Origin of the sequence: Streptomyces decoyicus (assembly GCF_019880305.1) — a bacterium.
In the GTDB taxonomy this organism is placed as follows: Bacteria; Actinomycetota; Actinomycetes; order Streptomycetales; family Streptomycetaceae; genus Streptomyces; species Streptomyces decoyicus.
This window is the reverse complement of sequence record NZ_CP082301.1, coordinates 4,389,564-4,415,089: the sequence shown is the minus strand read 5'-3', so window position 1 is coordinate 4,415,089 and position 25,526 is coordinate 4,389,564. Positions and strand designations below refer to the sequence as shown.

20 protein-coding genes are annotated in these 25,526 nt (G+C 69.8%); 9 read left to right on the top strand and 11 right to left on the bottom strand.

From position 1 onward, the window contains the following. Nucleotides 1-168: 168 nt before the first annotated feature. The 4 genes from cydD to hisC all read right to left on the bottom strand — a co-directional run bounded on the left by cydD (nt 169) and on the right by hisC (nt 7,886). A complete protein-coding gene (gene cydD / locus K7C20_RS19370; RefSeq protein WP_053210262.1) occupies nt 169-3,879 on the bottom strand; it encodes a thiol reductant ABC exporter subunit CydD in 3,711 nt (1,236 codons plus the stop codon). A 49-nt stretch (nt 3,880-3,928) separates the two neighbouring features. Further along, nucleotides 3,929-4,930, bottom strand: coding sequence for a cytochrome d ubiquinol oxidase subunit II (gene cydB / locus K7C20_RS19365; RefSeq protein WP_030075828.1), 1,002 nt, complete (start codon nt 4,928-4,930; stop codon nt 3,929-3,931). 9 nt (nt 4,931-4,939) lie between these two features. Continuing rightward, nucleotides 4,940-6,448 carry a cytochrome ubiquinol oxidase subunit I gene (locus K7C20_RS19360; RefSeq protein WP_030075826.1) on the bottom strand — a complete coding sequence of 503 codons (1,509 nt, stop codon included), beginning with the start codon at nt 6,446-6,448 and terminating at the stop codon, nt 4,940-4,942. A gap of 358 nt (nt 6,449-6,806) precedes the next feature. Next, entirely contained in the window at nt 6,807-7,886 is a 1,080-nt protein-coding gene (gene hisC, locus K7C20_RS19355) for a histidinol-phosphate transaminase (RefSeq protein WP_030075824.1), read from the bottom strand. A gap of 414 nt (nt 7,887-8,300) precedes the next feature. Between hisC and K7C20_RS19350 the strand changes: the two genes are divergently transcribed. The 3 genes from K7C20_RS19350 to K7C20_RS19340 all read left to right on the top strand — a co-directional run bounded on the left by K7C20_RS19350 (nt 8,301) and on the right by K7C20_RS19340 (nt 11,894). After that, nucleotides 8,301-9,401, top strand: a complete 1,101-nt coding sequence (locus K7C20_RS19350; RefSeq protein ID WP_030988789.1) for a LacI family DNA-binding transcriptional regulator — start codon at nt 8,301-8,303, stop codon at nt 9,399-9,401. A gap of 251 nt (nt 9,402-9,652) precedes the next feature. Then, on the top strand, nt 9,653-10,780 hold the full coding sequence (locus tag K7C20_RS19345) for a metallophosphoesterase (protein ID WP_053210261.1): 1,128 nt from the start codon (nt 9,653-9,655) through the stop codon (nt 10,778-10,780). A gap of 229 nt (nt 10,781-11,009) precedes the next feature. Next, entirely contained in the window at nt 11,010-11,894 is an 885-nt protein-coding gene (locus tag K7C20_RS19340) for a G protein-coupled receptor family protein (protein ID WP_030075820.1), read from the top strand. Nucleotides 11,895-11,980: 86 nt separating this feature from the next. Here K7C20_RS19340 and thiC read toward each other — a convergent pair whose 3' ends face one another. After that, complete coding sequence (thiC, locus tag K7C20_RS19335; protein ID WP_030075819.1) at nt 11,981-13,762, bottom strand: phosphomethylpyrimidine synthase ThiC; 1,782 nt, start codon at nt 13,760-13,762, stop codon at nt 11,981-11,983. 221 nt (nt 13,763-13,983) lie between these two features. Here thiC and K7C20_RS19330 point away from each other — a divergent pair, with 221 nt between their 5' ends. After that, nucleotides 13,984-15,390 carry a YibE/F family protein gene (locus K7C20_RS19330; RefSeq protein WP_030075817.1) on the top strand — a complete coding sequence of 469 codons (1,407 nt, stop codon included), beginning with the start codon at nt 13,984-13,986 and terminating at the stop codon, nt 15,388-15,390. Nucleotides 15,391-15,577: 187 nt separating this feature from the next. Here the strand turns inward: K7C20_RS19330 and K7C20_RS19325 are convergent, their stop codons facing one another. The 3 genes from K7C20_RS19325 to K7C20_RS19315 all read right to left on the bottom strand — a co-directional run bounded on the left by K7C20_RS19325 (nt 15,578) and on the right by K7C20_RS19315 (nt 17,515). Beyond that, nucleotides 15,578-16,000 carry an SsgA family sporulation/cell division regulator gene (locus K7C20_RS19325; RefSeq protein ID WP_030075815.1) on the bottom strand — a complete coding sequence of 141 codons (423 nt, stop codon included), beginning with the start codon at nt 15,998-16,000 and terminating at the stop codon, nt 15,578-15,580. Between the two features lie 743 nt (nt 16,001-16,743). Further along, nucleotides 16,744-16,971 (bottom strand): DUF5326 family protein, encoded by a 228-nt coding sequence (locus K7C20_RS19320; RefSeq protein ID WP_030075813.1) that lies wholly within the window; start codon nt 16,969-16,971, stop codon nt 16,744-16,746. A gap of 226 nt (nt 16,972-17,197) precedes the next feature. Continuing rightward, nucleotides 17,198-17,515, bottom strand: a complete 318-nt coding sequence (locus K7C20_RS19315; protein ID WP_030075811.1) for a cupin domain-containing protein — start codon at nt 17,513-17,515, stop codon at nt 17,198-17,200. Between the two features lie 49 nt (nt 17,516-17,564). Between K7C20_RS19315 and K7C20_RS19310 the strand changes: the two genes are divergently transcribed. From K7C20_RS19310 to K7C20_RS19290, 5 genes are all read left to right on the top strand, one after another. Beyond that, nucleotides 17,565-17,942 carry a phage holin family protein gene (locus K7C20_RS19310; RefSeq protein ID WP_030075809.1) on the top strand — a complete coding sequence of 126 codons (378 nt, stop codon included), beginning with the start codon at nt 17,565-17,567 and terminating at the stop codon, nt 17,940-17,942. A gap of 3 nt (nt 17,943-17,945) precedes the next feature. Next, on the top strand, nt 17,946-18,575 hold the full coding sequence (locus tag K7C20_RS19305) for a low molecular weight protein-tyrosine-phosphatase (RefSeq protein WP_030075807.1): 630 nt from the start codon (nt 17,946-17,948) through the stop codon (nt 18,573-18,575). Further along, the gene (locus tag K7C20_RS19300) at nt 18,572-19,699 is read left to right on the top strand and encodes a cystathionine gamma-lyase (RefSeq protein ID WP_030075805.1); all 1,128 of its coding nucleotides are present in this window, start codon (nt 18,572-18,574) and stop codon (nt 19,697-19,699) included. Before K7C20_RS19305 ends, K7C20_RS19300 begins: the two co-directional genes overlap by 4 nt. A 310-nt stretch (nt 19,700-20,009) precedes the next feature. Further along, the gene (locus K7C20_RS19295; protein ID WP_030075803.1) at nt 20,010-20,906 is read left to right on the top strand and encodes a LysR family transcriptional regulator; all 897 of its coding nucleotides are present in this window, start codon (nt 20,010-20,012) and stop codon (nt 20,904-20,906) included. 48 nt (nt 20,907-20,954) lie between these two features. Beyond that, nucleotides 20,955-21,434: an NUDIX domain-containing protein gene (locus K7C20_RS19290; protein ID WP_030075801.1), complete on the top strand. Its 480-nt coding sequence runs from the start codon at nt 20,955-20,957 to the stop codon at nt 21,432-21,434. A 42-nt stretch (nt 21,435-21,476) separates the two neighbouring features. Here the strand turns inward: K7C20_RS19290 and K7C20_RS19285 are convergent, their stop codons facing one another. From K7C20_RS19285 to K7C20_RS19275, 3 genes are all read right to left on the bottom strand, one after another. Next, nucleotides 21,477-22,418: a pyridoxamine 5'-phosphate oxidase family protein gene (locus K7C20_RS19285; protein ID WP_053210260.1), complete on the bottom strand. Its 942-nt coding sequence runs from the start codon at nt 22,416-22,418 to the stop codon at nt 21,477-21,479. A gap of 49 nt (nt 22,419-22,467) precedes the next feature. Then, nucleotides 22,468-24,351 (bottom strand): globin domain-containing protein, encoded by a 1,884-nt coding sequence (locus K7C20_RS19280; RefSeq protein ID WP_030075797.1) that lies wholly within the window; start codon nt 24,349-24,351, stop codon nt 22,468-22,470. A 450-nt stretch (nt 24,352-24,801) separates the two neighbouring features. After that, nucleotides 24,802-25,437 carry an HAD family hydrolase gene (locus K7C20_RS19275; protein WP_030075795.1) on the bottom strand — a complete coding sequence of 212 codons (636 nt, stop codon included), beginning with the start codon at nt 25,435-25,437 and terminating at the stop codon, nt 24,802-24,804. Nucleotides 25,438-25,526 lie beyond the last annotated feature (89 nt).

Sequence of the window (25,526 nt, the reverse complement as noted above, 5' to 3'; positions counted from 1 at the left end):
GGAGGGGCCAGGGAGGGAGCGCCGGTGCGTGGCCGGCCCGCGACGGGAGACGGCGTCCGGTGCGCGGCGCAGGAGTGGCCGGGGGCGGCGGCGGGAGCCGGCCCATGGAAGTACGGCCGCCCCGGGCACCGGCCGGGCGCCACTTGACGCCACCGGCAGCGCGTCGCGTCATGCCACCGGCTGTGCGTCGCCCTGTGCGATCACCTGCACCTCGCCGTACGCCGCGTCCACCGCCCGCTCGCGCTCCAGCATCCGCCGGAACGGCCCGTCGGCCGCGGCCAGCTCCGCGTAACTCCCGCGCTGCACGGCCCGCCCCTGGTCCAGGACCAGCACTTCGTCGACCGCATCGAGACCGGTGAGCCGGTGGGTGATCAGGACCGTCGTACGGCCCTCGGTCGCGGCCAGCAGATCGGCGGTCAGCGCATCGGCGGTGGCCAGATCGAGGTGCTCGGCGGGCTCGTCCAGGACGAGTACCGGGAAGTCCGCGAGCAGCGCACGCGCCAGGGCCAGTCGCTGCCGCTGGCCGCCGGACAGCCGGGCGCCGTGCTCCCCGACCATGGTGTCCAGGCCGTCGGGCAGCCCGCGCACCCAGTCCGCGAGCCGTGCCCGGACGAGCGCGTCCCACAGGTCCTGGTCGCCGTCGCCCGCGGCGTCCCGGCGGTCCCGGCGGGCGAGCTTGAGGTTCTCCCGCAGCGAGCTGTCGAAGAGGTGCGCGTCCTGCGCACACAGCCCCACCAGCCGCCGGACCGCGTCACCGTCCACCGCCTGGGCATCCGTTCCGGCCAGCGTGTACGTCCCCCCTTCCCGGTCCAGGAAGCGCAGCAGCACCTGCGCCAACGTGGTCTTGCCGGAGCCGGACGGGCCGACGACGGCGAGCCGGCGGCCGGCCGCCAGGGTGAAGCCGACGCCGTCCAGCGCCGGCCGGCCCTGTCCCGGGTGGCGCGCGGTCAGATCCCGTACGGCCAGCGGGAACGGTGCCTCGGGAGCATCGGCCGGAGTGGCCGGCTCCTGCACCGGGACCGGGGCGTCCAGCACCTCGAAGACCCGCTCGGCGGCGTGCCGGGTGCGCCGCCGGTACTGCACGGCGAGCGGCAGCCCCGTCACCGCCTCGAACGCGGCGAGCGGGGTGAGCACGACGACGGCCAGCGCGACGCCCGTCAGCCGGCCCGCGTGGACGGCCTGGACCGCGGCCACCGCCGCCGCGGCGACCGTCAGCCCGCACAGCAGCGCCGACAGCCCGGCGCCGGTCCCGGCGACGGTGGCCGAGCGGGCGGCGATCCGGGTCAGGTCCCGGTCCGCGCGCCGTACCGAATCCGTACGGGCGGGGAGGGCACCGGCCACCGTCAACTCGGCGGTACCGGTGAGCACATCGACGACACGGGTGGCCAGCCGTCCGCGGGCGGGGGCCACTTGCCGCTCCGCCCGCCGGGCCAGCGCACCCGAGAGCACCGGCACCCCCACACCCGCGAGCAGCAGCCCGACGGCGAGGATCGCGCCGGCCTCGGGCAGCAGCCATCCGGTGAAACCGACCGCGCCGGCGCCGACCAGCACCGCCGCCCCTGCGGGCAGCAGCCAGCGGAGGAAGTAGTCCTGTCCCGCATCGACATCGGCCACCAGCCGCGACAGCAGATCGCCACGGCTGCGCTCCTTGAGCCTGGCCGGCGCCAGCCGCTCCAGCCGCCGGAAGACGGCGACGCGTACGTCGGCGAGCATCCGGAACACCGCGTCATGGGCGACCAGCCGCTCGGCGTACCGGAAGATCGCACGGCCGATACCGAACGCCCTGGTCGCGGTCACCGCCACCATCAGATAGAGCACCGGCGGCTGCTGTGCCGCCCGCGAGATCAGCCAGCCGGAGGTCGCCATCAGGCCCACCGCACTGCCCAGCGCGAGGCTTCCGAGCAGCAGCGCCACCGCGAACTGCGCCCGATGGGCACGGGCCGTCCGGCGCAGCCGGGTGAGCGCCGAGCCGCGGCCAAGGTCGGGCTCGGTGCCGGACTCCGGGCCCGCGTCCGATCCCTCGGCCTCGGCCTCGGCCTTGGTGGAGTCCCGGTCCGCAGCGGCCGGTTCCACGGCCGTCTTCGCAGGCGGAGCCACCGCGGCCGCTCCCTCGCGCGGTCCCGCACCCACCGCTTCCATCGGCTCCGTACCGACCGCCGCCCCCACCGGCTCCGGCAGCCGCACCACCCGGTCCGCCACCGCCAGCAGCGCCGGCCGGTGCACGACGAGCAGGACCGTACGGCCGACCGCGAGCCGGCGGACCGCGGCCACGACCGCCTCCTCGGTGGCGCCGTCCAGGTTCGCGGTGGGCTCGTCCAGGAGCAGGATCGGACGGTCGGCGAGGAAGGCGCGGGCGAGCGCGAGGCGCTGGCGCTGGCCGGCCGAGAGCCCGGCACCGGACTCGCCGAGCCGGGTCGCCATGCCGTCCGGCAGCGCGTCGATGAAGTCCAGCGCGCCCGCGTCGCCCAGGGCGGTGCGCACCGCGGCGGCGTCGGCATCCGGGCGCGCCAGCCGTACGTTCTCGGCGATGGTGCCGGCGAACAGATGCGGGTGCTGCGGAACCCAGGCGATCCGCTGCCGCCAGCTCTCGGGGGAGAGGGAGGCGATGTCCCGGCCGTCGACGAGAGCCCGGCCGCCATGCGGTTCGGTGAAGCCGAGCAGCACGCTCAGCAACGTGGACTTGCCCGCGCCGGAGGGGCCGACCAGTGCGACGGTCTCGCCGGGCCGGACCTCGAACGAGGTCGCCGGAAGTGAGTCGGCGGAGCGCCCGGGGTGGCGGACCACCAGATCCTCCACGGCCAGCGCGGTGCCCTCGGGCGCGGGTGCGGTGCCGGGGGTCCGCAGCGGTGTCTCCAGTACCGCGAAGATCTCCTCCGCGGCCGAGAGTCCCTCGGCGGCGGCGTGGTACTGCGCACCGACCTGCCGCAGCGGCAGATACGCCTCGGGCGCCAGTACCAGCACCATCAGGCCGGTGTAGAGGTCGAGCTCGCCGTGCACCAGCCGCATACCGATGCCGACCGCGACCAGCGCGACGGAGATGGTGGCGAGGAGTTCGAGCGCGAAGGAGGAGAGAAAGGCGATCCGCAGGGTGCGCAGCGTCGCCCGGCGGTATGCGCCGGTGATGGCCCGGATGGAGGCTGCCTGGGCCTTGGCCCGGCCGAAGACCTTGAGGGTCGGCAGGCCCTCGACGACGTCGAGGAAGTGGCCGGACAGCCGGGCGAGCAGCCGCCACTGGCGGTCCATCCGCGCCTGGGTGGCCCAGCCGATCAGGATCATGAACAGCGGGATCAGCGGCAGGGTGAGGACGATGGTGAGCGCAGAGATCCAGTCCCCGGTGACGATCCTGGCCAGCACCGCGAGGGGGACGACGACGGCCAGCCCCAGCTGCGGCAGATAGCGGGCGAAGTAGTCGTCGAGGGCGTCGATGCCGCGGGTGGCGAGGGCGGTGAGTTCGCCGGTACGCATCTCCAGGGTGCCCGCACCGTCGGGCTCGCCGGCCGCCTCCGGACCGTACGCACCCGGGGCCTGCGCGCCGCCGTCCGCGCGGCCGATCACCGCGCCGGGCCCCAGCTGCGCCGCCCGCTCGATCAGCCGCATCCGCAGCTCGGACTTGACCGCCGCGCCGGCACGGTGCGCGGCCAGCTCGGTGAGCCAGGCGATCAGACCACGCCCGACGGAGATCGCGGCGAGCAGCGCCACCGGTGTGGTCAGCGCGCCGAGATCGAGATCGTGCTGGAACGCCCCGACCACGATCTCGGCAATCAGCATCGCCTGGCCGATGACCAGGCCCGCTCCGGCAAGCCCGAGTACCACCACCGCGACGAGGAAGCCGCGGGTGGCGTGGGCGTAGCGGAGCAGACGCGGGTCGACCGGTTTCACGTGAAACATCCGTCCTGCTGAGGCCGCCCCCGAGAGGGCGGTGGCTCAGCTAGTGGGCATCGGCGATGTGCTGGGTGCCGATCCGCTTGCGGAACACCCAGTACGTCCACCCTTGGTAGAGCATCACCAGCGGCGTGGCGAAACCGGCACACCACGTGATGATCTTCAGGGTGTAGGGGCTGGACGAGGCATTGCCGACCGTGAGGTTCCAGCTCTCGTTCAGCGTGGACGGCATGACGTTCGGGAAGAGCGTCAGGAACAGCATCGCGACGGCGGCCACGACGGTGATGCCGGAGAACGCGAACGCCCACCCTTCGCGCCCGATCTTGTTGGCCCCGAGCGCCGCGGCCAGCGCGACCACCGCGACGATCATGGCGATCAGGCTGGTGCCGTCGCCCTTGTCGGCCTGCGTCCAGCCGAGGAAACCGACCGTCGGCACCGCGGTGAGCAATCCGAGGACGGTCGCCATCCTGCGTGCCCGCTGCCGGATGTCGCCCGTCGTCTTCAGCGAGGCGAACACTGCGCCGTGGAAGGTGAACAGCGTCAGCGTGAGCAGCCCGCCCAGGATCGCGTAGGGGTTCAGCAGGTCGAGAACGCTCCCGACGTACTCCTTGTGAGCGTCGATCTTGACGCCGTGCACGATGTTGCCGAACAGGACGCCCCAGAGCAGCGCGGGCAGCAGTGAGGCCCAGAAGATCGCGTTTTCCCAGTTCCGCTGCCAGTGCTCCTCTGACCGCTTGTGGCGGTACTCGAAGGCGACCCCGCGCACGATCAGGCACACCAGGATCAGCAGCAGCGGCAGATAGAAGCCGGAGAAGAGGGTGGCGTACCAGTCGGGGAAGGCGGCGAAGGTCGCGCCGGCCGCGCTGATCAGCCAGACCTCGTTGCCGTCCCAGACCGGGCCGATGGTGTTGATCAGTACGCGCTTCTCGCGCCGGTCGCGGGCGAGGAGCTTGGTGTGGATGCCGATTCCGAAGTCGAATCCTTCGAGGAAGAAGTACCCGGTCCAGAGGACGGCGATCAGGACGAACCAGACGTCGTGGAGTTGCACAGTCGCCTCCTAGTACGAGAAGGCCATCGGCCGGTCGGCGTACGCGCTGTCGCCGCCGATCTTGGTGGGCGGGTTGAGGTCGGAGTCGGTGAGCTCCTGCGGGCCGGCCTTGATGTACTTCACCAGCAGCTTGACCTCGACCACGGCGAGGACCGCGTAGAGCGCGGTGAAGACGATCATCGAGGTGAGCACCTCGCCCTGCGAGACGCCCGGGGACACCGCGTCCGAGGTGCGCAGCACTCCGTAGACGACCCAGGGCTGGCGGCCCATCTCGGTGAAGATCCAGCCCCACGAGCTCGCGATGAGCGGGAAGCCGAGGGTGACGAAGGCGAGCGACCAGTACCACTTGCTCAGACGGGCACCGAGCACCTTGTTCTTGGTGAGCGCGAGAAGCGGTGGTTCCTCGTCCCCCGTACGCAGCCCCGGCGCCAGCCAGAACTTCTTACGGGTGAGCCAGAGCCCGGCGAGCCCGATGGCGAAGGACGACATACCGAAGCCGATCATCCAGCGGAAGCCCCAGTAGGCGACCGGGATGTTGGGGCGGTAGTCGCCGGGCCCGAACTTCTGCTGCTCGGACTTGTTGACGTCGTTGATGCCGGGGACCGGCGAGGTGAAGTCGTTGTGCGCGAGGAAGGAGAGCAGGCCGGGTATCTCGATGGCGACCGAGTTGTGGCCCTTGTCGACATCCCCGTAGGCGAAGACCGAGAACGGTGCCGGCTCCTCCTTGTCCCACAGCGCCTCGGCGGCGGCCATCTTCATCGGCTGCTGCTTGAACATGACCTTGCCGAGCGAGTCACCGCTGACCGCGGTGAGGATGCCCGAGATGACCAGCGTGATCAGCCCGAGCCGCAGCGACGTCCGCATGACCTTGATGTGCTTCTTGCGCATCAGATGGAAGGCGGCGATACCGACCATGAACGCGGCACCGGTCAGGAAGGCCGCGGTCAGCGTGTGGAAGACGACCACCAGGGTGGTGTCCTGGGTCAGCACCTTCCAGAAGTCGGTCAGCTCGGCACGGCCGTTCGCGGCGTTGTACTTGTAGCCGACCGGGTGCTGCATCCAGGAGTTCGCCGCGAGGATGAAGTACGCCGACAGGATCGTGCCGATCGAGACCATCCACATGCAGAAGCAGTGGATCTTCTTCGGCAGCTTGTCCCAGCCGAAGATCCACAGGCCGATGAAGGTGGACTCGAAGAAGAACGCGATGAGCGCCTCGAAGGCCAGCGGGGCACCGAAGACGTCACCGACGAACCGCGAGTAGGCGGACCAGTTCATACCGAACTGGAACTCCTGGACGATGCCGGTGACGACACCCATCGCGATGTTGATCAGAAACAGCTTGCCCCAGAACTTGGTGGCCTTGAGGTACTTCTGCTTCCCCGTGCGTACCCATGCGGTCTCGAGTCCGGCCACCAGAGCGGCGAGGGAGATCGTCAGGGGGACGAACAGGAAGTGGTAGACGGTGGTGATGCCGAATTGCCATCGCGCCAGAGTCTCTGGCGCCAACGCCAGTTCCATGCCGTGCTCCTTACGTCGCCGTTGCACTACGGCAACGCCCCATTTGCGCCACATAAAGGGGCCCATACGGGACGCGCTTGTGAACGCGTTCACATTCACAAGCAATTATCTCCTACGCCCCCCAGCCATTCTTGCCGGGGGGTACGTGACTGCGGTCACGCCGGAATCCAGGGCACCGGGAGGTCCTCCACCTGCCACGTCCCGGGCCGCCTCGACGGTGCCCTGCGCGCTCGGGCCATCGCCCTCAGCGGCGCAAAACAGCGCCTCGCGCAAGAGGCCGTAGGTCAGGGACCTACGGCCTCTTGCCATGTCGTACGACGCCGTTCCCACGACGCCATTGCCACGTCCGACGACGGGCTTACAGCGCCTTGCGGAACTCCTCCGCGGCCTGGAGGAACAGATCCATCGCCGGGCTCTCCCCGATCGTCACCCGCACCCCCTCGCCGGCGAACGGCCGCACGACCACACCGGCCCGCTCACAGGCCGCCGCGAAGTCGGTCGTACGGTCCCCCAGCCGCAGCCAGACGAAGTTCGCCTGTGACTCGGGAACGGTCCAGCCCTGCCCGAGCAGCCCGTCCACGACCCGCGCCCGCTCGGTCACCAGCGCATCGACCCGCTCCAGCAGCGCCTTCTCGCTGCGCAGCGACGCCACCGCCGCCTCCTGCGCCAGCTGGCTCACGCCGAACGGCACCGCCGTCTTGCGCAGCGCGGCGGCCACCGGCTCATGCGCCACCGCAAAGCCCACCCGCAGCCCCGCCAGGCCGTACGCCTTGGAGAAGGTGCGCAGCACACACACATTGGGACGGTCGCGGTAGAGATCGATGCCGTTCGGCACCGAGGGATCACGCACGAACTCGCAGTACGCCTCGTCCAGCACCACCAGCACATCGCTCGGCACCCGGTCCAGGAAGGACTCCAGCTCCGCACGGCGCACGACGGTGCCGGTGGGGTTGTTGGGGTTGCAGACGAAGATCAACCGGGTCCGGTCGGTGATCGCGGCGAGCATCGCGTCCAGGTCGTGGACCTCATCGGAGGTCAGCGGGACCTGCACGGACGTGGCGCCGGAGACCTGGGTGACGATCGGGTACGCCTCGAAGGATCGCCAGGCGTAGATCACTTCATCGCCGGGCCCGGCCGTCGACTGGACCAGCTGCTGGGCCACCCCGACCGATCCGGTGCCGGTCGCCAGATGCTCCAGGGGCACCGAGAACCGCTCGGACAGCTCCGCCATCAGGCCCGTGCAGGCCATGTCCGGGTAGCGGTTGAAGGAGCCGGCGGCGGTCACCGCGCTCTCCAGGACGCCCGGCAGCGGCGGATAGGGGTTCTCGTTGGAGGACAGCTTGTACGTGACGGGGCCGCCGGTCGCTGCCGGCCGTCCCGGCTTGTAGGTCGGAATGCCGTCCAGCGCAGCACGCAGCTTGGGGGTCTTCTCGCTCACCGCAGGTCCTCCTCGACCGTCCTGCCCTTCTCCAATACTGCACACCTTATGAGGATTGACCCGTTCGGCGGCAGCCCCGGCCCGCCCCGAGTCCGGCGCCGGGCTCCCCCACGCACCCCTGACCGCCATCTGGGAAGCCCGCGCAGAGCCCCCAGGGGGCGCCGTCCAGTCCGGCGCGCGCCGGTGGCCTACGCCGTGGCGCGCATCCCCCGTCAAGGTGACTTGAGACCGATACGGGACCCGGGCCGATCGGCAGGCGAAGGCGCCATACCTCCCCCGGAATGATCACTTATCACGCCAACGTCCTTGGTTTTTCCGGGAATTGCTCGTTGATCGCCATGCAGAAACGTACCTCTTCACCACCGTCGGCCGGGCCCCGCGAATGGCCCTAATGAGCCCTACTATCGGCTCGCCATGACAGCAGCAGGGAAGCACCAGGTGAGCCGGTCGACCGGTCGCCGGCTGGGGCGGGCGGGCATCCGGGACGTGGCCGCCGCAGCCGGTGTGTCGATCACGACCGTCTCCGACGCGCTCAACGGCAAGGGCCGGCTTCCGGATGCCACCCGTAGCCATGTCCGCGAGGTGGCCGACCGGCTGGGCTACCGCCCGTCCGCAGCCGCCCGCACCCTCCGTACCGGCAAGTCAGGACTTCTGGGCCTGACCGTGACCACGTACGGGGACGAACCTTTCACCTTCACCGAATTCGCGTACTTCGCCGAGATGGCCAGAGCCGCCACCTCAGCGGCCCTGGCCCGCGGCTATGCGCTGGTCATCCTCCCCGCGACCTCGCGCCACGACGTGTGGTCCAACGTCGCCCTGGACGGCACCGTCGTCATCGACCCCGCCGACGGCGACCCCGTCGTCACCGAACTCGTCCGGCACGGCATCCCCGTCGTCTCGGACGGCCGCCCCGGCGGCGCACTGCCCGTCACCGGCTGGGTAGACAACGATCACGAGGCGGCCGTCCTCGGTCTGCTCGACCATCTCGCCGACGCCGGCGCCCGCCGCATCGGACTGCTCACGGGCAACACCACCGACACCTACACCCGGCTGTCGACCACCGCCTATCTGCGCTGGTGCGAGCGGGTCGGCCAGGACCCGGTGTACGAGGCCTACCCGGCACACGACCCGTGTGCCGGAGCCGTCGCCGCCGACCGGCTGCTGGCCCGCCCGGACCGCCCGGACGCCGTCTACGGGCTCTTCGACCCCAACGGCACGGACCTGCTCGCCGCCGCCCGGCGGTACGGCCTGAGAGTGCCGGAGGACCTGCTGCTGGTCTGCTGCAGCGAGTCCACCCTCTACGCCGCCACCGAGCCGCCCGTCACCACGCTGTCCCTCAAGCCGCGCCGCATCGGCACCGCCGTCGTACAGATCCTCATCGACGCCATCGAGGGGCTCGACAACGGCCGGCCCGTCGAACAGGTCATACCGACCGATCTGATCGTCCGGGCCTCGTCCCAGCGACGTTCCCCGAGAACGACCGTCAGCCCGCCACGAGGACCCACCGGCGACTGAGTGTGCTCCCTCATACGAGCGACCGGGCGATCTCTTCTTCGAGGAAAAAACAGGGTGATCCCGGGATAAATCAGCCGTGAACGCCGGGCTCCGGCGGATTGACCACCCCCGGGTGCGTCACAACCCGCGATCGGCATTCCTATGATGGGCGCACGACACCGCGGACCGCCGTCGACCAGGCAAAGGTCCGAGAGGTGCACGGCGGCGCGACGGTGGAGGGGTCGATGACTCAGGGGGCCAGCCAGGGACCCATGGTGTGGACCATGGCGGGAAACGCTGCGGCGTCTGTTCCGCCACCCGGAGTACCCTCCGGCGCGTCCGCCGGGTCCCCCGTGCCGCCGGTCGGCCCGCCGCTCCATCTGCCCGCCGGCGCCCCGCCCGCGCCTCCGGCGGCGCCCCCCGTGGTGCCGCCCGCGGCCCCGCCGGCCGAGCTGCCCGAGGAGTACACCCCGACCGCGCGCGACCTCCCGGTCATCGAGCCCGGCCGCACGGACACCCTCATCGACAGCCCCGTCGTCGTCCCGGTGCCCGAACCGGCCCAGGAGCCCGACGCGCCCGAGGGCATGGGCCCGCTGTATGTCGTCGGCGATGTGCACGGCTACTACGACGAGCTGCGCGAGGCGCTGGCCGTCGAGGGCCTGATCGACGCCGACGGCAACTGGGCGGCCGGCAACGCCCGGCTCTGGTTCCTCGGCGACTTCACCGACCGCGGCCCCGACGGCATCGGCGTCATCGACCTCGTCATGCAGCTCTCCGCTGAGGCCGCGGCGGCCGGTGGCTACTGCAAGGCCCTGATGGGCAATCACGAGCTCCTGCTGCTGGGCGCCAAGCGGTTCGGCGACACCCCCGTACAGTCCGGCGCCGGCACCGCCTCCTTCCAGGCCGCCTGGCTCCTCAACGGCGGCCAGAAGACCGATATGGACCGCCTGGAGGACCACCACCTCCAGTGGATGGCCCGGCTGGACGCCGTGATGGAGGAGGACGGGCATCTGCTCGTGCACTCCGACACCACCGCCTACCTCGAATACGGCGACTCCATCGAGGCCGTCAACGACACCGTCCACGACGTCCTCACCCGCAGCGACGCGGACGAAGTCTGGGATCTGTTCCGCAAGTTCACCAAGCGCTTCGCCTTCCGCGACGAGGCCGGCTCGGACGCCGTCCGCGAACTCCTCGACGCCTACGGTGGCGACCGCGTCGTACACGGCCACAGCCCGATTCCCTATCTGCTGGGCGAGGTCGGGACGGAGGAGGGCGAGAGCGAAGCCATCGCGGTCGACGGTCCGCATGTCTACGCGGACGGCCTGGCCATCGCCATGGACGGCGGCATCACGATGGCCGGAAAGCTCTTGGTCGTTCAACTTCCGCTGGCGGGCTGAGCGTTATCGTGACCGGCGTGCGGCAGGCTGCGCAGTGGGCGGTCGGCACGCCGTCGGGGGCAGCACGGGCGCAATCCGGTCGTGGCATTACTCAAATTCCGTAAACTCTCTGTCACCCCGCGCCGGAGTCGCTCTACCATCGGACTATCCGTAGCAGGCTCTCCTCCGTTTCCGCCCACTGCCCGGCCAACGCCGGCCGTACGGCCCTACGGAGCATCGGGGGATCCACATGAACAGCGCTCCGCACCTGTTGAACGAGGACCGCGCGGAATTTGCGCGGCTCCTTGATGAGGCGCTGCGCACCGCCGCCTACCGCCCGGACGACTTCACCACCACCGCGGGAAACCAGCTCAATACCGAGCAGTTGCGCACGATGGCGCTCAGCGCGACCACCGCCATTGCCGCATGCGCCACGGCCGAATACCAACGCTATGTACAGCTCCGCGCCGAGTTGCGCGCGCCGGTGCCCGCACCGTCCCGCCCCGAAGCGGACGACGGGGAGCAGAACGGGGCGGCCGACGGGAGCCCAGGACCGGCCACCGCCACCGTCCTCGACGAGGCCGGATCCACCGGCGCCGGACTCACCGCCATGGTCGCCGTCCTCGCCCCCGTCCTGGCCGGCATCGCCGCGGTCCTCTTCCTCCTCATCGGTTATGTGCTGCGCGCCCTCAGCCCCGACAAGTCCCTGGCACAGCCGCTGATCAGCGTCGGCTGGATCTTCGCTGCACTGACCGCCGCAGGCACCCTCGTCGCGATGGCAGGCCTCCTCGTCACGGCCCTGCGCAACGGCTCGTCCGCACAGGCCGCCAGAGCCGATGAACTGGGGGAGGCGCTGGACCACGCCCGTGAGGCATGGCGCCGCGCCCTCCTGGAGCGCGGCCTGCTGCCGTTTCTCCGTGAGGCCCTCACCGACCCCACGGCCGCCCCGGACGACGACCCGGCCCGCTATGTCCCCCGCCGTGCCCCGTCCCCCGAGAGCCGCATCCCGACTCTCGGCTACACCCGTCCCGAGTTCACCAGCCCCGACAGCGGCTCCTCGGGGTCCCGCCCGCGCTACTCCAGCCCGGACTTCACCAGCCCGGATTACGGGGGGCCTGACCACCGGCCGGACTAGGGCCTGTCCGGCGGATCAGGGCCGGGACGGCGGAGGGCCCCTACCTCCTCGGTAGGGGCCCTCCCTCACAGGTGTCCGAACTCCGGCTAGTCGGCGATCGGCAGGTACACGCGGTTGCCCGCCGCCGCGAACTCCTTCGACTTCTCGGCCATCCCGGCCTCGGCGTCGATCGCCAGATCACCCCCGTGTTCGCGGCGGATGTCCTGACTGATCTTCATCGAGCAGAACTTCGGGCCGCACATCGAGCAGAAGTGGGCCGTCTTCGCCGGCTCGGCGGGCAGCGTCGCGTCGTGGAAGGCGCGGGCCGTGTCCGGGTCGAGAGCCAGGTTGAACTGGTCCTCCCAGCGGAACTCGAAGCGGGCGTCGGAGAGCGCGTCGTCCCATTCCTGGGCCCCCGGGTGCCCCTTGGCCAGGTCGGCCGCATGCGCCGCGATCTTGTACGTGATGACGCCGGTCTTGACGTCATCGCGGTCCGGCAGGCCCAGGTGCTCCTTGGGCGTGACGTAGCAGAGCATGGCGGTGCCCCACCAGGCGATCATCGCCGCGCCGATACCCGAGGTGATGTGGTCGTAGGCGGGTGCGATGTCGGTGGTCAGCGGGCCGAGCGTATAGAACGGGGCCTCCTCGCAGATCTCCTGCTGGAGGTCGATGTTCTCCTTGATCTTGTGCATCGGGACATGTCCCGGGCCCTCGATCATCGTCTGTACGCCGTGCCGCTTGGCGATGGTGTTCAGCTCGCCGAGCGTCCGCAGCTCCGCGAACTGCGCCTCGTCATTGGCGTCCGCGATGGAGCCGGGGCGCAGACCGTCACCGAGCGAGTAGGTGACGTCGTAGGAGGCGAGGATCTCGCAGAGCTCCTCGAAGTGCGTGTAGAGGAACGGCTCCTGGTGGTGTGCCAGGCACCAGGCGGCCATGATCGATCCGCCGCGGGAGACGATGCCGGTCTTGCGGCGGGCCGTGAGCGGGACGTACCGGAGCAGCACACCGGCGTGCACCGTCATGTAGTCGACGCCCTGTTCCGCCTGCTCGATGACGGTGTCCTTGTAGATCTCCCAGGTCAGCTCCTCGGCCTTGCCGTCGACCTTCTCCAGCGCCTGGTAGAGCGGGACGGTGCCGATGGGGACGGGGGAGTTGCGGAGCACCCATTCGCGGGTGGTGTGGATATTGCGGCCGGTGGACAGATCCATGACCGTGTCGGCACCCCAGCGGGTCGCCCAGGTCATCTTCTCCACCTCCTCCTCGATGGAGGAAGTGACCGCCGAATTACCGATGTTGGCGTTCACCTTCACCAGGAAGTTCTTGCCGATGATCATCGGCTCGATCTCCGGGTGGTTGATGTTGGACGGCAGCACCGCGCGGCCCGCCGCGATCTCATCGCGTACGAACTCGGGCGTGACGTTCTCGCGGAGGGCGACGTACTCCATCTCCGCGGTGATCTCGCCGCGCTGCGCGTACGCGAGCTGGGTGACCGCGGCGCCGTCACGGCCGCGGCGCGGCTGGCGGGGGCGGCCCGGGAAGACCGCGTCGAGGTTCTTGAGTCCACCGCGCGGCGAGGTGTGCTTGAGGCCGTCGTCCTCCGGCCGCATGGGGCGGCCCGCGTACTCCTCGGTGTCGCCGCGGGCAATGATCCAGTTCTCCCGCAGCGGCGCCAGACCACGGCGGACGTCGGTATCGATATTGGGGTCGGTGTACGGCCCTGACGTGTCGTAGAGCGTCACGTCGTTGCCGTTGGTGAGGTGCACCCGCCGGACCGGGACCCGAAGGTCCGAGCGCGATCCGGAGACATAGCCCTTGTGCCAGCCGATCTGCGGCTCACTGCCGTCGGCACCGTTTCCGTTTTCGGGCGTGCGTGCATCCTGCAGAGTCATGAGACCCAACTCCCTACGCCGGCATTACCCGGTAACAGGTTCGGCGGTCGACGCAGCGGCTTCCGTCCATGGGCGTTTCACGTGAAACGCCGCTGGGACGAAGGTCAGCGCCCTCTCAGCCCGGTGCTCCGAGCTCCCGCGATTGCAAAGGTGCCACCACGGTAGCGGCCGATGTGGCGGGGTGAACAGGGGGCCCCGAGAGTTCTTGCGATGATCGGGCGGTGAGCCCTCACGAGTCCCACCACCAGTCCGCCGTGCACTCACATGCGCACGGCCATGGCCCTGCCACGCCGGTCTCCCGGCATCTGCGCAAGGTCATCGCAGCAGTGCTGATCCCCTTCGCGGCTGCGGTGGCGGTCGGCCTGGTCGTGCTGTGGCCAGGCGGCGCGCCCTCCCATAAGCCCTCCGGCGTCGGCTTCGACCAGCCCACGGAGCAGGCCAGAGTCATCAAAGTGGCGGAGGTGAACTGTGCGGATGTCCATGCCGAGCAGCAGCCCCAGCCGCCGTCTCCGACGGGACAGCCACCGACCGGGGGAGCGTCCAAGGGCAAGCCCTGCCAGCAGGCGACGATCAAGGTCACCACGGGAGAGAACGCCGGGCGTACCTTCCAGACGGTGGTGACACCGGACGCGCTGCGCCACTACACCACCGGGCAGGACGTGGTGGTGGCGTACTCCCCCAAGGCGCCGAAGGATCTGCAGTACTCGGTCAGCGATGTCGACCGATCGCTCCCGATGTGGGTGCTGGCTGGGATCTTCGCCCTCGCAGTGGTGATCGTGGGCCGACTCCGTGGAGTACTCGCGCTGGTGGCCCTGGCCGCCAGCTTTGTGGTCCTGACGCTGTTCATCCTCCCGGCGATCCTCCAGGGCTCCAATCCGCTGCTGGTGGCGGTGATCGGCGGAAGCGCGATCATGCTGATCGCGCTCTACCTGTGTCATGGGCTGACGGCCCGTACCTCGGTGGCGGTGCTCGGCACCCTCGCCTCACTGCTGCTGATCGGGCTGCTCGGTTCGGTATTCATCAACTGGGCTCTGCTGACCGGCAATACGGACGACACGACCGGGCTGGTGCACGGCCTGTACCCCGACATCGAGATCCGCGGTCTGCTGCTCGCGGGGATCATCATCGGGTCGCTGGGTGTGCTCGACGATGTGACGGTGACGCAGACCGCCGCGGTCTGGGAGCTCAAGGAGGCAGACCAGGCAGCCGGCTGGCGCAAGCTGTACGGTGCCGCGATGCGGATCGGCCGGGATCACATCGCCTCCGTCGTCAACACCCTGGTGCTGGCCTACGCGGGCGCCGCACTGCCGCTGCTTTTGCTGTTCTCGATCGCACAGAGCAGCGTCGGCACGGTCGCCACGAGCGAGGTGGTCGCGGAAGAGATCATCCGCACGCTCGTGGGCAGCATCGGACTGGTCGCCGCGGTGCCGCTGACGACGCTGCTGGCAGCGCTGGTCGTCTCGGCGGACCGGAAGGGCCTGGGCGGGCCGGGGAGCGGCGGCGGGGCAGGAGCCGGAGAGGGATCCGGGGCGGGTACGGGAGCCGGGGCCGCTGCCGGCGCGCCGACAGGCACCGCGGAGGGCAGGCCCAGCCGGCGCGGGGGACGGGGCAAGCGGCGTAAGCAGTGACGGGCATGAGTACGGCCCCTGGCAGGCGACTTCAAGCACGCGACGTGGCGCGTGAAGGGGCAGGGCACAGGTCGAGGGCAGCGAAGGGAGGCAGCACGGCCAGGAAGCGGCATACAGGTGCGCGGGTACGCGGGAGGACCGGCGTACCCGGTATGACGTCGGCGTGGACGGTCCGTCCGGCTCGGGGTCAGCCGGCCGGGGCCTCCGTGAGGATCTGGTCCAGTACGGCTTCCAGGGTGTCGCAGACCTCTTCCTTGCCGAGCGGCACGAGCCGGTCCGTACGGTCCAGGAAGGCGACCAGCGGTGCCGCACTCACCCGGAACAGCGCGCGCTCGGCGCCGACCTGAAGGCTGATGAAGACATCGCTGAGGTGCGTGGGGGAGGCAGGCTCGATCCGCACATCACCCTCGCCGGACGGCCGACTCAGGCCGTCCAGTAGCAGCTCCCGGCCGAACGCCCAGGTAACGGGCGCATCTCCGGGCAGATCGAAGGTGAGACGGACGGCGTACGGATCGGCGCTGGCAAAGTCCAGCTGCACCGGAATCCGGAACGCGAGCTCCTCCGAGACGACGAAGCTCATGATCACTTCTGCCTGAACTGTGTCGGTCATCAACCACTGCCCCGCACTTGATCGGAGATGGCCGGGAAACATCCCCCGTAGCCCTATTGGCGCCATCGTCTGCCACGCGCAAGCAGATCACAAGGAGTGAGTTTTCAGATACTGACAGAGAAGGCGAGTGTCGTTAGTGTCGCCTCCGCCATTCTTCGTAGTCGGTCTGTAACGGACCGCAATCGATGCAGTTCGTCCGTGCGCGGAGAATGCGCCGATGCCCCGGCGGCCGCCCCGACCTGGACCGGGAGGACCGGGCACGTCGTGCCCAGGGCATATGTCCGAACCAGGAAAGACCCCTGATGACAACGCACCGTATCCAAACAGTGCAGCAATTCGTCCTGAGATCGCACGGAAAAAGGCGTTATCAACAAGACGGCATGGCGGGCGTGGCGCTCTCTGCTCGATACCTCGTCAAGCTGCGCAAGCCGGCATTGCCCGATCGCGTGGGCGTCTGCGGCGGTACGGAAGTCGGCCCGCCCCGCCCCCGGCGAAGACTCCGGTTCATCGGTGCCCGCGAGCCTCTCGACATCACCCTTGCGGTAGACGGCGAAGTAGACGGGGGCGCCGGCTCCCGTCCCGCCGCGGCCGGCGCTTCGGAGATCCGGGCCGGGGCCGGCACCCGGAGCCGGCCCGGCCGACGGCCTGGGCGAGGATCGGATTCGCTGTTCACGATTGCCAACTCCGGCCCCCGCGTCCGCTCACAGCGGGGCGCGGGAGCCGGTCGGTGGAGAAACCGCGGCTTACCAATCGCTCTTCGACGAGGACGATGACGACGAGCCACTGGACCTGCGGACGAGGTAGATGACTCCGGCGATCAGGGCCGCCGCGATGAGGACCTTGAACAGCACGCTGATCAGGAAGCCGAGCGCGGTGGTGATCAGTCCGCCGAAGACCACGATCAGGACGACGGGCACCACGACCCAGGTGACCCACCACGGAAGCCCTGCGAATATCCCCTTACCAGCCACTGCTCTGCCCTGCTTTCTGTCTGTCGCGCTGTCGCTGTCCGTACCGCGATGACCGTCTGGTGCGCCGTTGTCGCGGTGGTGGCACCGTCCGCATGCGGCATGTCTGTCGCCTCACACCTCCGGTTCCCCCTGCACCAACGATGCTAGGACGCGGACCGCGGCCGCGGGGGCTTCGCAGCCCCGGCCCTCCCCTGACCCTTCCCCTACGGGTACCGGGGCCCGACCCTTAGCTCTCAGGAGGAGAGAAGACCACCATCACCCGGAGGTCCTCGCTGATGTGATGGAACTTATGGGGCACTCCGGCCGGCACATAGACCACGCTGCCCCGCGCCACCGGCTGTGTCTCCGTCCCGACGGTGATCGCCGCCCGGCCGCTGACCACGAGATACACCTCGTCCTGAGCGTGCGGCTGCTGCGGATCGCTGCTGCCGGCGTCCAGCGCATACAGCCCGACCGACATGTTGCGTTCCCGCAGGAACTGTAGATACGCGCCGTCGTTCGCAGCCCGTTCCACTTCCAGCTCGTCCAGTCTGAAAGCCTTCATGCCGATCGCACCCCTCTGATGATTCAGACTCGTCTGCGACGATCTCACCATGAAGCATTTTCTGGTCAAGACGATCGCCAACGCCGCGGCGCTTGCCGTGGCCATCTGGCTGCTCAAGGACATCACGCTCACCGGCGAGAACACCGGTCGCAAGATACTCACCCTGGTCCTCGTCGCGCTGATCTTCGGGCTGGTCAATTTCCTGGTCAAGCCCGTGGTGAAGCTGCTGTCCTTCCCCCTGTTCATCCTCACGCTCGGCCTGATCACACTGGTCGTGAACGCGCTGATGCTGCTGCTGACCTCCTGGCTCGCCGGCAAGGCCGACCTCGCCTTCCATGTGGGCGGCTTTTGGACGGCACTGCTCGGTGGCGTGATCATCTCCATAGTGGCCTGGGCGATGCACGTGATCCTTCCCGACGAGGACTGATCCTTGAACGCCCCCTTCCGCATCTGCTTCGTCTGCACCGGCAACATCTGCCGGTCGCCGATGGCGGAGTCCGTCCTCCGCGCCCGCTTCGCGGAGGACGGACTCGACGGCCTGGTCGAGGTCGACAGCGCAGGGACCGGCGGCTGGCACGAGGGCGATGGAGCCGACCCGCGCACGGTCGCCGTCCTGCGCGCGGGCGGCTATGAAACCGCCCACACAGCGCGGCAGTTCCACGCCTCCTGGTTCGCCCACCTCGACCTGGTCATCGCGCTCGACTCCGGCCATCTGCGCGAGCTGCGCGGCCTGGCACCCACCTCGCAGGACGCCGCCAAGATCCGTCTGCTGCGCTCGTACGCTGCGGACATGGCGGACACCGGCCCGGCGTCGGAGCCCCACCGCGCCTCCGGCCACGGCCTCGCCGGTGACCTCGACGTAGCCGATCCGTACTACGGCGATTTCGCCGGCTTCGAGGAGCGCCTGGACATGATCGAGACGGCGAGCGACGGTCTGCTCGCGGCGGTCCGCGCCACCGTCACGGCCCGTACCGTGGCCACGGCCCACGCACCCGGGCACGACACCGACCGGCACCAGGCACGGAACCCGCACCTACTGCGAGAGAAGGAGAGCGCATGACGGGCGACGGCACCCGAGCCGTACGTGCCGGGCTTCCGGAGCCCGAGGCCTACGAGCCGACCGTCCCGGGGCCGGTGTTCGCGGCGCACTACCACCTTCCCGGCGACGCCGTCGGCCCGTACACATACGGCCGCGACGCCAACCCGACCTGGACCCGCCTGGAACAGGCCATCGGTGAGCTCGAATCACCGGACGAAAGCGCCCATACCGTCGCCTTCGCCTCCGGGATGGCGGCGATCACCGCTGTCCTCTTCTCCCAGCTGCGCACCGGCGACTCGGTGGTGCTCCCCAACGACGGGTACCAGCTGCTGCCGGCCGTCCGCACCCGTCTGGAGAGCTACGGCATCGAGGTCCGTACGGCTCCGACCGCGCACGACGCACAGCTCGATGTGCTGGACGGCGCCCGGCTGCTGTGGATCGAAACCCCGTCCAACCCCGGCCTCGACGTCTGTGACATCCGGCGGCTGGCCGACGAAGCCCACCGCCGCGGCGCGTTGGTCGCCGTCGACAACACCCTCGCCACCCCGCTCGGGCAGCGGCCGCTCGACCTCGGGGCGGACTTCTCGGTCGCCAGCGGCACCAAGGCGCTGACCGGCCACGGAGACGTCCTGCTGGGGTACGCCAGCACCCGCGATGCCGCGCTGGCCGACTCCGTGCGGCTGTGGCGCAAGACGGTGGGCGCGATTCCCGGCCCGATGGAGAGCTGGCTCGCGCATCGCTCGCTCGCCACCCTTGCGCTGCGCGTCCGCCAGCAGTCGGAGGGTGCGCTGGCAGTGGCCGCGGCGCTGGCCGACCGCCCCGAGATCACCGGCCTGCGCCACCCGGGCCTTCCGTCCGACCCGTCCCATGAGCTCGCCGCCCGGCAGATGCGTCCGGGCCGCTTCGGCTCCGTGGTGTCCTTCGTGCTGCCCGACAAGGCCCACGCGGAGCGGTTCATGGCCGCGCTGACCCTGGTGGACGATGCGACGAGCTTCGGGGGCGTACGGTCCAGCGCCGAGCGACGGGCCCGCTGGGGCGGCGACGCCGTCCCGGAGGGCTTCATCCGCTTCTCGGTCGGTGTCGAGGAGCCGGAGGATCTGGTCGCGGATGTCATCCGGGCGCTGGACGAGGCCGCGCAGAACTGACCGGGCCACCGGCATGAACCGAAGCCGGGGAGCGAGTCGAACAAGCGGAGCGCGGCCCACGCCCGGCACACCGGCAGTGGCGTGAGGCCGGCCGGCAGGGCATCCCCCCTCGTCACCCTGCCGGCCTGCGGTTCCACATGGCCCCGAGTCCACGCGTTTCACGTGAAACCAACCGTTTCACGTGAAACGAACCGCTCGAACAAGGCTAGTTGACTGAGCGTCATTGTCCAATCACGCTAGCGACACAGCCCTATCGACAAATTTATAGTTGGCCCGCGACCAGGCTTCCGAGAGGCGCAGGGGGTACGCGATGGATCTGGCTCTGCTGCGCACCTTCGTCACCGTGCACCGAGCCGGCTCCTTCACCCGCGCCGCGGCACTGCTCGGCCTCTCCCAGCCCGCGGTGACCAGCCAGATCCGGGCGCTGGAACGCCAGTTGGGCCGTCCGCTCTTCCTCCGGTACGCCCGTGGCGTCACCCCCACCACCATCGGCGATGAACTCGCCCACAAAGTGGCACCGCACCTGGACGCGCTCACCGAGATCACCGAGGCCGGACTGGACCGGGACTCCGTCACCCGCACTCTCCATTTCGCCGGTCCCCCGGAGTTCCTCGCCGAACGCGCCCTCCCGGCGCTGACCCCGCTGATCGCCCAGGGCCTGTCCATACGCACCGCCTTCGGCCCGGCGGAGGAGCTGCTGTCCGGCCTGGCGGCGGGCCACCACGATCTGACCGTCACCACCACCAGGCCGCGCGGCGGGCTGCTCACCGCCACCCCGCTCTGCGACGAGGAGCATGTTTTGATCGCCGCGCCGCACTGGGCGGTCGAGCTGGGCGGGTCCGCGGTACTGCAGGCCGGGGGAGCCCGCGTGCTGGACCCCGTGCCGCTCGTCGAGGTCCACGAAAGCCTGCCGCTGATCGCCCGCTACTGGTCCGCTGTCTTCGACGCCAAGCCCGCCGCCTCCGCCGCCGTGATCGCTGCGGACCTTCGGGCGGTGCTGTCCTGCGTCACGGCCGGCGCGGGGCTCGCCGTACTGCCCCGCTATCTGTGTGCCGACGCGCTGGAGAACGGCGACGTCGTGGCCCTGCTCGACCCGCCGGTGCCACCGCTGCGGACATACTTCCTGGCCGTACGGACCGGGACGCTCGGACTGCCGCATATCGCGCGGGCGCATGAGTGGCTGCTGCGAACCGCTGTCGACTGGTGACCGAGGGGCGTGGGTTTCACCAGGGCGTGACTGCGGCATCTGTCCCCTATGAACGTACGGCCAGTCGTCAAACGCACCGCCCGCGCGATTCTGCTCGACGGCGCGGACCTCGTTCTGATCAAACGCACCAAGCCGGGCCGGTCCCCGTACTGGATCACTCCGGGTGGGGGTGTGGAGCCCGAGGACGCCACCGTTATCGACGCCCTCCACCGTGAACTGGACGAAGAGCTGGGCGCAAAGATCAAGGACGTGGTGCCGGTCTTCGTCGACACCGTCGAGCACTTCAGCGACGGCGGGGTGGACGGCGTGAAGGTGCAGCACTTCTTCGTCTGCCGGCTCGACTCGATGGACACCTCGCGCCGGCACGGTCCCGAGGTCGAGGAGCCCTGCGGGGAGTACGAGATCGTGCGGGTGCCCTTCACCCGCGTCGGCATCGCCTCCGTCGAGGTCGTGCCGCTGTCACTGCGGCACTACCTCGACGGCAACATCGAGGGCGTGTGGGCGATGCACGCCCCGGATCTGGGCTGAGGCCCGCCTGCCGCCGCGCCCGCCGCTCCGGCAGGCGCGGTGTCAGCGGCCGTCGGGCCGGTCGAACCAGCCGCTGAACTCGGGGCCGTCCTCCACCGACCGATGGGGCTGGGCACGGGCGAGCACCCGCTCGACCCGGTCGAGGAACTCCGCGTTCAGCTCCTCCACGAAGTCGCCCCGGACCGGGGCACGGTGTCCCCCGGCGTACGCGGGATCGACCCGTGGGGCAGGGTCCATGCCGGTTCCGTATGCCGGGCCGCTCCCGTACGCCGGGGCCGCACCTTGGTACACCTCGTCCTCGGTGTCCTCGTGCAGTCCGCCCCGGAGATGCTCGTTCTTGCGCTCGGCGCGCTGGAAGGGCGGCCGCTGCTCCGCCTCGGCCGCCGAGCCGAAGAAGTCGCCGCCCTTGCGCTTGACGTCGTCGGTGCCCCACGCTCGCGCCCCGCGCTGCTGTGCCGGGACCTTCTGCAGATGCGGAATGTGCTTGGCGCAGTGGATATAGGCCTCTTCGACCTCGACGGTGACCCACAGCTGGGCGCGTCGGCCGGGGATCGGGTCGACCGGCAGGCCCGGGTGGTGCGCCCGCATTTCCTCGTCCATGACGACCCGCGACCGGCCGTTGATGTGCAGCCCGATGCGGTCTCGGGTGAAGTCGACCATCAAGATGCCCAGGCGCGGGTTCTCCGAGATGTTCCCGATGGACGCCATGACACCGTTGCCACGGTATTCCGGGTAGGCCAGCGTCCGGTCGTCGAGCACCTGGACGAAGCCCGGCGGCCCGGCCCGGAAGGTCGCATCGCATTCGCCGTGCCGGTCGGCCGTGGCCAGGAAAAACATCTCCTGTCGGGCCACGAACTCCTGCATACGGACATTGAGATGGTCCAGTACCTGGTCCCGGTAGAAACGGTCGGCGCGCTCGGTCGTACCGAGTCTCTGCTGCACCAAGTGCTCGCCGTCGCTCCCGGGGCGCTCCTGCCGTGGCATGCCCCACCCCTCCCCTGTCGGACCGTATTCGACCTGTGCTGCCAAGATCTCAATCCCCTGCCGAGACCAGCTGGTCCACCGAGTCGTGCCGTATGCGCTCGGTCGGGATGCCGACCCCCACCAAAGCGTCCACACCGCTGCGGATCAACCCCGGCGGCCCGGAAAGATAGGCGTCGTATTCCCGGAACGGCCCGTATTGCCGTACTGCATCCGGCAATTGACCGGTTTCGCTGCTCGTCCCGCCGCGGGCCGCGGGCCCCGTGGCGACGACCGGGCGGACGGAGAGCCAGGGGTGGGTCTGTTCCAGGCGCAGCATGGTGTCGAGGTCGTAGAGGTCATGGTCGCTGCGGGCGCCGTAGAAGACCTCGACGGGGCGCCGGACACCGTGTTCCGCTACATCCTCGACCAGCGCCTTGATGGGTGCGATGCCGGTGCCGCCGCCGACGCACAGCAGACCGCTGCGCGTGCTGTGGTCGACGGTCATCGAGCCGCCGGGGGCGCCGAGCCGGATGACATCGCCGGGGCGGGCGCGGTGGACCATGGCGTTGGAGACCCAGCCGGCCGGGACCGCCTTGACGTGGAACGAGAGCAGGCCGTCGGAGCGCGGCGCCGAGGCGAAGGAGTAGTGCCGCCAGACCCGTGGCCACCAGGGGGTTTCCACACTGGCGTACTGCCCGGCGAGGAACGGGTAGGGCTGGTCCGGGCGGACCATCACCACCGCGATGTCGGGCGTCCGCAGCTCGTGGGAGACGACCTCGGCCTGCCACCAGGCGGGGGCCACGGCCTCGTCCTCGGCAGCCGCATCGATCATGATCTGCGAGATCGCGGTGTAGGCACGCACCCACGCGGCCTGGGTCTCCGGCCCCCAACTGGACGTCGCATAGCGCGCGAGCGCGTTGAGCAGGCACTCGCCGACCGCCGGGTAGTGGTCGGGCTGGGTGCCGTATTTGCGGTGTCCCCGGCCGAGGTTCGAGAGGTACGCGGTGAGCACATCGGCGTCGTCGACATGCTGGGCGGCGGTGAGCAGCGCCTTGAAGAGCCGGTCGCGCTGGGTGTCCATCGACGCGGGGAACAGCGCCCGCAGATCGGGGTACTGGACGAAGAGCAGCGCGTAGAAGTACGACGTGACCTTGTCGGCCACGGGCTCGATTTCCGCCATGGTGCGACGGATGAGAACCGCGTCGGGGGAGGCGGGTGTTGCGGACGAGGCCGAGGCTTGCAGGGCGTCGAGAGAGGGCTCCGGGGCGGGGGCTGCGGGACGCGCCTTGGGGGTGAAGGCAGAGGGAGCGGCGGCCGGGGCCTCGTTCTGGACGCGCGGCTCCGCGGCGGGCACGGCGCCGGTGGGGACACTCACCGCGGGCGCTCCCGTGGGGCGCGCCGATTCGTGTACGGGCTCGGGCTCCCGGCCCCTGGGGGGCTCGGCCTCGCGCCGCGGCGGCGCATAGGCCGGGGCCGGGGCGGCGTACCCGGGATCCGCGGCGGGCTGCTCGGGGTACGTGGCGGGCTGCTCGGGGTACGTGGCGGGCTGCTCGGGGTACGCGGGCGCGAAGGGCTGCTCGAGATAGACGGCTGCCCCGGACGGCCGGGCCGCTGCGTGCCGCGACGCAGGAGCCTGCGGCTGCTGCTCCGGCTCTCGCTCACGCTCGGCGGCGGTGCCTACCGGCCGGATCGAATTGACCGGCCGACTGGGTATCTGTTCCCGGTCGTTCCGTTCGTCTCTCGCGTTCCGCTCATGGCGGTCTCTGCGGTCGTGGCGTTCACTCCGGCCGTCCGGTTCGGCCCGGCCGTCCTCGTCCTGTGGCCGGTCCTGGCTGTTTTGCCGCTCCTGCTGTTCATCGGAGGACTTTTTCGCCGGCGGAGTGAACCAACCCCAATTGCCACTGCTCCCGCCGGAAGAGCCGCTATCGGCCGACGTGGTGGTCGGAGCGTCCATGGTCTGCCTCGCCTCGAACGTCTTTCGGTTGTCTTCGCACTTCCGTGGATCGGAACTGCCCGGAATTCCCCCGCCTGCCCCGGAATTCTTCATCGACTCAAGCGATTCCGGCAAAACCCTCCAAAACGGACAACACTCACTACCTCGCGACAATGTGGAGCAGATGCCACGTCAGTAGCATGTCACTCCGGCTCATCACATCGGACAAATAGTCGGAAGTCCGGGTGCCGAGGGCCGCTTTGCCGCTAGGCTGACGAGCTTTGAGCCCACCTTCGCGCACCCGCGGAAGCCCTCCCTCCGCCAAGCCGGACTCGACCATACCGGCAGTAGTTGAAACCACAAGCCCTGATCTTGGAACACTCCGCGCGGGCCCTCCGATAACAGTGATCCTCCCCACAGAGTGCATTTTCAGCACACACAGCGGACGAATCCGCCGGAGAAAGCGCGTAATTACCGGCCAGTACGCAACAGCTCGTATGCCTCACGCAGATCACCGCCCGCGTACACATATGAGGCCAGCCCACTGACATGGTGATCCGCATTCACGGCCACGGACTGCCCGACTGCCGCGAACAGTTCGGTGTCCGACATGGAGTCGCCGTATGCCACACAGTCGGCTCGGGTCAGTCCGTACTGCACACAGAGTTCATCCGCGATGTGTACCTTCGCCGCCGACGACAGGATGCCGGCCGGCTCCACCGCTTCCCGGAACGGCAACGCGGGCCAGCGGGAACCATGCGCCGCATCGGCTCCCCACGCCAGCAGCCGTTCGACGAAGAAACCCGGCGAGAGGGAAATCACCGCGCACCGTTCGCCACGCGCCCGGATATCCGCCCAGACTTCCCGGATTCCGGTCAGCCATGGTGCGCCGTCAAAAGCCGCGGCCACCATGAGTTCGGTCAACTCGGCGGCCCATAGATCGCATGCCCGCTGCGCGAACTGCGGAGGTGTCAGTTCACCCGCGGCAAATCCACGTTCCAGCTCGGCAATCTCCCGGTCCAGCCCGAGCTGCCGGGAGATCTCGATGGCGGCCGCGGACCCCTGGAGCAGAGTCCCGTCCATATCGAACAGATGCAGCTTGCCCATGCCCCGGAGCCTAGGACGCACAGTGGCGGAAGGCTCGGGCGGGCCCGCGGGAGGGTGCGACCGGTGCGCACGATTCCCGGGGGGGGCGA

What these genes read in the sequence shown, in the direction of transcription:
- K7C20_RS19360 (WP_030075826.1), bottom strand. Translation starts at nt 6,448, where the DNA reads ATGGAACTGGCGTTGGCGCCAGAGACTCTGGCGCGATGGCAATTCGGC.
- K7C20_RS19350 (WP_030988789.1), top strand. Translation starts at nt 8,301, where the DNA reads ATGACAGCAGCAGGGAAGCACCAGGTGAGCCGGTCGACCGGTCGCCGG.
- K7C20_RS19345 (WP_053210261.1), top strand. Translation starts at nt 9,653, where the DNA reads ATGGTGTGGACCATGGCGGGAAACGCTGCGGCGTCTGTTCCGCCACCC.
- K7C20_RS19340 (WP_030075820.1), top strand. Translation starts at nt 11,010, where the DNA reads ATGAACAGCGCTCCGCACCTGTTGAACGAGGACCGCGCGGAATTTGCG.
- thiC (WP_030075819.1), bottom strand. Translation starts at nt 13,762, where the DNA reads ATGACTCTGCAGGATGCACGCACGCCCGAAAACGGAAACGGTGCCGAC.
- K7C20_RS19325 (WP_030075815.1), bottom strand. Translation starts at nt 16,000, where the DNA reads ATGACCGACACAGTTCAGGCAGAAGTGATCATGAGCTTCGTCGTCTCG.
- K7C20_RS19315 (WP_030075811.1), bottom strand. Translation starts at nt 17,515, where the DNA reads ATGAAGGCTTTCAGACTGGACGAGCTGGAAGTGGAACGGGCTGCGAAC.
- K7C20_RS19310 (WP_030075809.1), top strand. Translation starts at nt 17,565, where the DNA reads ATGAAGCATTTTCTGGTCAAGACGATCGCCAACGCCGCGGCGCTTGCC.
- K7C20_RS19300 (WP_030075805.1), top strand. Translation starts at nt 18,572, where the DNA reads ATGACGGGCGACGGCACCCGAGCCGTACGTGCCGGGCTTCCGGAGCCC.
- K7C20_RS19295 (WP_030075803.1), top strand. Translation starts at nt 20,010, where the DNA reads ATGGATCTGGCTCTGCTGCGCACCTTCGTCACCGTGCACCGAGCCGGC.
- K7C20_RS19290 (WP_030075801.1), top strand. Translation starts at nt 20,955, where the DNA reads ATGAACGTACGGCCAGTCGTCAAACGCACCGCCCGCGCGATTCTGCTC.
- K7C20_RS19285 (WP_053210260.1), bottom strand. Translation starts at nt 22,418, where the DNA reads ATGCCACGGCAGGAGCGCCCCGGGAGCGACGGCGAGCACTTGGTGCAG.
- K7C20_RS19280 (WP_030075797.1), bottom strand. Translation starts at nt 24,351, where the DNA reads ATGGACGCTCCGACCACCACGTCGGCCGATAGCGGCTCTTCCGGCGGG.
- K7C20_RS19275 (WP_030075795.1), bottom strand. Translation starts at nt 25,437, where the DNA reads ATGGGCAAGCTGCATCTGTTCGATATGGACGGGACTCTGCTCCAGGGG.